The 4542-nt window shown below is 26.9% G+C and carries 4 protein-coding genes; 3 read left to right on the top strand and 1 reads right to left on the bottom strand.

Annotated features, from left to right (window positions below):
• Positions 1-64: 64 nt before the first annotated feature.
• A complete protein-coding gene (locus tag QRN68_RS19270; protein WP_285398517.1) occupies positions 65-523 on the top strand; it encodes a JAB domain-containing protein in 459 nt (152 codons plus the stop codon).
• Between the two features lie 161 nt (positions 524-684).
• Here QRN68_RS19270 and QRN68_RS19265 read toward each other — a convergent pair whose 3' ends face one another.
• Positions 685-2130 (bottom strand): hypothetical protein, encoded by a 1446-nt coding sequence (locus tag QRN68_RS19265; protein WP_285398516.1) that lies wholly within the window; start codon positions 2128-2130, stop codon positions 685-687.
• A 269-nt stretch (positions 2131-2399) separates the two neighbouring features.
• On the opposite strand from QRN68_RS19265, the gene QRN68_RS19260 reads away from it, so the two are divergent.
• Together QRN68_RS19260 and QRN68_RS19255 are read left to right on the top strand one after the other, a co-directional pair.
• Positions 2400-2939 (top strand): hypothetical protein, encoded by a 540-nt coding sequence (locus tag QRN68_RS19260; protein ID WP_285398515.1) that lies wholly within the window; start codon positions 2400-2402, stop codon positions 2937-2939.
• A gap of 15 nt (positions 2940-2954) precedes the next feature.
• Complete coding sequence (locus tag QRN68_RS19255) at positions 2955-4472, top strand: DNA primase family protein (RefSeq protein ID WP_285398514.1); 1518 nt, start codon at positions 2955-2957, stop codon at positions 4470-4472.
• Positions 4473-4542 lie beyond the last annotated feature (70 nt).

Raw genomic sequence — 4542 nt, 5'->3', positions numbered from 1 at the left:
ACGGCTATTCGTTGTGCGTACCGAAAAGGTGCGCTTTTTTATATTTCGGGCTTACTGTATAACTATGACAACTAATTCACCAGCCAAGCGTGTAAACATCGTTCAAGTCAAATTAGTACGCGAAAAAAGCATCCTGTATAAAGAACGTAAAATTCGTTCTGCACAGGATGCCTATCATTTAATTTACGATTATCTAGGAGAAGTGGATCGTGAACATTTCATCGTACTTTGCCTTGACACTAAGAACCAGCCAACTTGTATTCAAACGGTTCACATTGGCAGCCTAAATTCTAGCATTGTTCATCCACGTGAAGTATTAAAACCTGTTTTACTCAGTAATGCTGCTTCAATTATCGTTGCACATAATCATCCTTCTGGAAATCCTACTCCAAGCCCTGAAGATATTGAAGTTACTAAACGTTTAGAAGAAGCCTGCATTATCTTAGGAATCAATCTATTAGATCACATTATTGTATGTACCTCAGATTTCTGCTCATTAAAAGAAAAAGGCTATATCAAATAAATCAGAAAGGAGCGAGGATATATTGGATAAGAAGATTATCATTCCAATTGTAATTACAATATTGACTGAAATACTAAAGGATCGAAAATAAGAATATATCTAAGTCTTAGACTAAAAAATGCAAGGAATTAGTTCTCTTGCATTTTTTTCAATAACCTACTTTATTTTTTATATTTTTCATTGTAAATCATCTGATATACATACTCATATTCTTTTATTGAGTGCTTATTTTCAGTTTTTAAAAAATGTATTGTATAATCCTTAGTAAATGGTTTCTCTATAGATTGTTTCTCTTCTTCTTTTAAATTTTGTATGCTGTATTTAATATCTTGTTGATACTTGTGATACTCTTCAATCAAGCTGTCCAATGCTTCACAAATACTATTATTCTCTTCATCACTATACTCTTCTATTTGTAATTGCTTAATTTTTTCGAGAAGAGAAATATATTCATAATTAAGCTGTTCTTCATTATCAATCCGCTGGTTTTTTTCATCAAACTGCTCATCTTTATCTTCATCATCTATAAGATAATCGTATGGATCCTCATTTGAAAATAACTTATAAATTAAATAATTGCTTCTAATTTCCTCGGGCAACTCTAGTTTAAATTCAGTTGTTTCTTTCAATATATCTATCGAACCTTTTAAAGATTCTTTACATTTATTAAATAAGACTGAATATGTTTCCCAAATATCTTGATAATTAAGTAAATAAAAACTATATGAACCTTTTATCAACATATTTTTTACTGAAAAAGAATCAATTTTTGTTATAAATTTAAATCGTTCTATTTTGTCTTTATTATCTTCATTTCCTGAAGATATATAGCTAGATGTTTTAACTAAATTATCTATATCAAAAAAATCAGTATATTTATTTAAAATATTTAAACATAAAGATTTATTTACAGCATGTTTATTTTCGTTAAGCAAGTACATAAATAAGTTAAAGCTCTTGCGACTGTTGTTATATACTTCTATCTCACTAAACTCTTTACTATACTTTGGATTAATTAATTTAAGGTATTTATAAAGTTTTTCAAAATTCACTTCTCTTTTTTTACTAGTTAGTAACAATACAAATACTATCCATGGAGTCAAAATTTTTAAAAATTCATTATTAGCATTTGAATTACTATTTTTTAATGCATATAATTTATCGATAATATCTTCCACCTCAATATTATCCTTTAAACATTCAAAGTTAACTTGTTTTATACAAGATTCCATTTCCCTAACCGTGTAAAAAAGTTCACCAATTAAATCTTTATATTTATTTTGAACTACTTTATTTTTTAGTTGCTTATTAAGTTCTTCTACTGATTCTGTCAAAACTTCTATAACTATATCATTTAAAAAACATTCTCTAATTTCTTCAAAATCTTCTTTGATATCATCTTCATCATTAAATTCATCATTACAATTATAACTAACTAATAACTTAAAAAAACTATCTACCTCTTGACTAGTTGTACAAAAATACCCTTCTTTGTATTCCCATTTAAAATTACTTTGACTATCAAGATTTATATTTTTCTTACAGTTAGCTACAGCAATATCAACCAACAAATGATTTCTATATTTTTCATTTTCTGGATTACTCATTTTATTCTCCTGTTCAAATCGTTCATAAAAATATTTCTTACTATTCTAATAATAAACCAAATTTCACTTCAAAGTTAGTACTAAACATACTTTTTTCTCTATAGTATAAAAAAAGATATGAACGATTTGAACAAATGAAAATTAAATGTCAAGAGGGTTTCGTCTATATTTTTTCAAAAAAACAAAAGGCCAAACCGTATATTTAAATCATTCTTAATTTTATAAAATTGCTTTAGATTCAAAATAATAAACAAAAGAGGTCTTATATTATGAATGAAAAAGATTTTAACAAAAAAAGAAATAAGTTTTTAACAGAGTCTCCAAATTCTAAAGGAAAGCTTCAAATCATTACACTAGATCAATCATCTTCAAACATTTTTGGTTTAGGTAATCAATGCATTACCCCAACATCATTGCTAATTTATCAAAAGTCAAATAATCGCTCGGAATTACAAGGTTATATTGGTGATACAGTACTCGCTGAAAATATTTCAAAAACAATATTATTGAATATGAAGGATTCAGTAAATGCAAAAGTTTATATTCAAAATGATAATTCCTATCAAAAAATAGATTTTAACTCTGATTTTTCTGAAGAAGATTTACTAATGATTTATTGGGAGTGTGCTCCTTTTAGTTTATTTTACTATGTATTTAAAGATCAATATCACTTATATTGCGAAACAATTTTCAATAAGAAAAGTTACCCCTTACAAAGTTTTTCTAGACATTTACTTCTTAATGCTCTAACTAATGAAGAAAAACAAAAAATTAAAAACTTATTTAATTCATCTTCAAATAATAATTAAAGGAGACAATTATCAATGAAAGAAAATTATTATTCAAAAATTAATGATTTGAGTTTTTTTCAGGAATCCCTTAATTTATATAATTCAGAATCAATAGAAGATGCAAATGAAGCATTCATAACCCCAACTAATGCTATAGATATCCAATTTAATAACAATTTTGATGATGATTTCGTAGATATCTCCCTACAGGAAATATATTCTAAGGAATCTAAAAATAATAATTCATCTTCCAAAAAAACTAAAAAGCAAAAAGAATCTTTGAGCAATGATGAATTAGCAAAAATATTAATTCAATCAAACCAATTGATCGTATTAGAAAATGTATTACATTATTGGTCAGAAGAAGAAAAACGATTTATCCCATTATTAGGAGAAGCGGCAGATAGATTTATAAGACAAAGAATTCCAAATCAATATAAAAAGAAAATTAATCAGTATAGTATTAAAGAAATAATTCAATGGTTGAAATCAAAGAAGGAGCTAAAAAAAGAAAAGACTTTATCTCAACAAAATAACCTAGTTCCTTTTAAAAATGGCGTTTTTGATGTAAATACTTATGAATTATATCCACATGATTCTAGATATTTTTTTGTCAATCTTATAAATGCAGCTTACCCAGATGAGAATAGTTATATATCTGGTAACCACTTTGAACAATTCATCTATGATATTACGGGCGGTAATCAAGAATTATACGATAGATTACAAGAACTATTTGGTTTTGTATTATCAGAGATACGCGATGTAAAATATATTCCTTTTTTAGTTGGAGCAAAAGACACTGGAAAATCTATCGTCTTAAAACTTCTTGAATATTTAGTTGGTGAAGATTCATTTACAAATCTTAATTTTGATCAATTAAATAGACCTGAATATCTTGCTGAACTATTCGGTAAAAAGTTAAATACTTGTGGTGAATTATCAGAATTCAAACTAAATAGACTTGATAACTTCAAAAAACTTTCTGGTGGAGATTTTGTCACAGCTCGTCCTATTTATGAAAGGCCTATTAAATTTATTAATACAGCAGCTTTAATATTTGCAGGAAATCATCTTCCTATTATTAACGGTATAGATAAAGGAAATGCTTTCAGTGGTCGATTAGTAATTTTCCCATTTAATAACCCTATTCCAAAAGAAAATCAGGATATAAATCTCTTTGGAAAACTTACTAATGAAACAAGTTATATTGCTGCTTGGGCTATGGAAGGTTTAAGTAGATGGATTAATAATAATTATCAATTTACAACCTGCGAAACAATAATCAATTTATCAAATAGATACGCTGAACAATCTAACTCCATAGAGAATTTCATAAAAAAATGTTGTAAATTTGATACTTCTTTGAAAATTTTTAAGTATGAAATAGAAGATGCTTACCAGAACTATTGCAATGAAAATGGACTAGCTACTGAGTCTAGTAAACTTCTTCAAGATCATTTAAAGCTAAATACCCGACTCACTCACTGCCGATTTAGAAAAGATGGAATTAATAAGTTTGGTTATATCGGTCTAGGTATTATAGATTAAATAAATTTTCATTATAGGAGCATTCCTGTTAGAAAGATTTTCAGGGGCTTGAAAAATAAAAAGCCCTCTT

The sequence above is a fragment of the Lysinibacillus sp. fls2-241-R2A-57 genome, assembly GCF_030209535.1.
Classification (GTDB): Bacteria; Bacillota; Bacilli; order Bacillales_A; family Planococcaceae; genus Lysinibacillus.
This window is presented reverse-complemented; position numbering and strand designations above follow the sequence as displayed.

Bases quoted from the DNA above. Each gene is read 5' to 3' on its own strand.
- QRN68_RS19270 (WP_285398517.1), top strand. From the start codon at position 65: ATGACAACTAATTCACCAGCCAAGCGTGTAAACATCGTTCAAGTCAAA.
- QRN68_RS19265 (WP_285398516.1), bottom strand. From the start codon at position 2,130: ATGAGTAATCCAGAAAATGAAAAATATAGAAATCATTTGTTGGTTGAT.
- QRN68_RS19260 (WP_285398515.1), top strand. From the start codon at position 2,400: ATGAATGAAAAAGATTTTAACAAAAAAAGAAATAAGTTTTTAACAGAG.
- QRN68_RS19255 (WP_285398514.1), top strand. From the start codon at position 2,955: ATGAAAGAAAATTATTATTCAAAAATTAATGATTTGAGTTTTTTTCAG.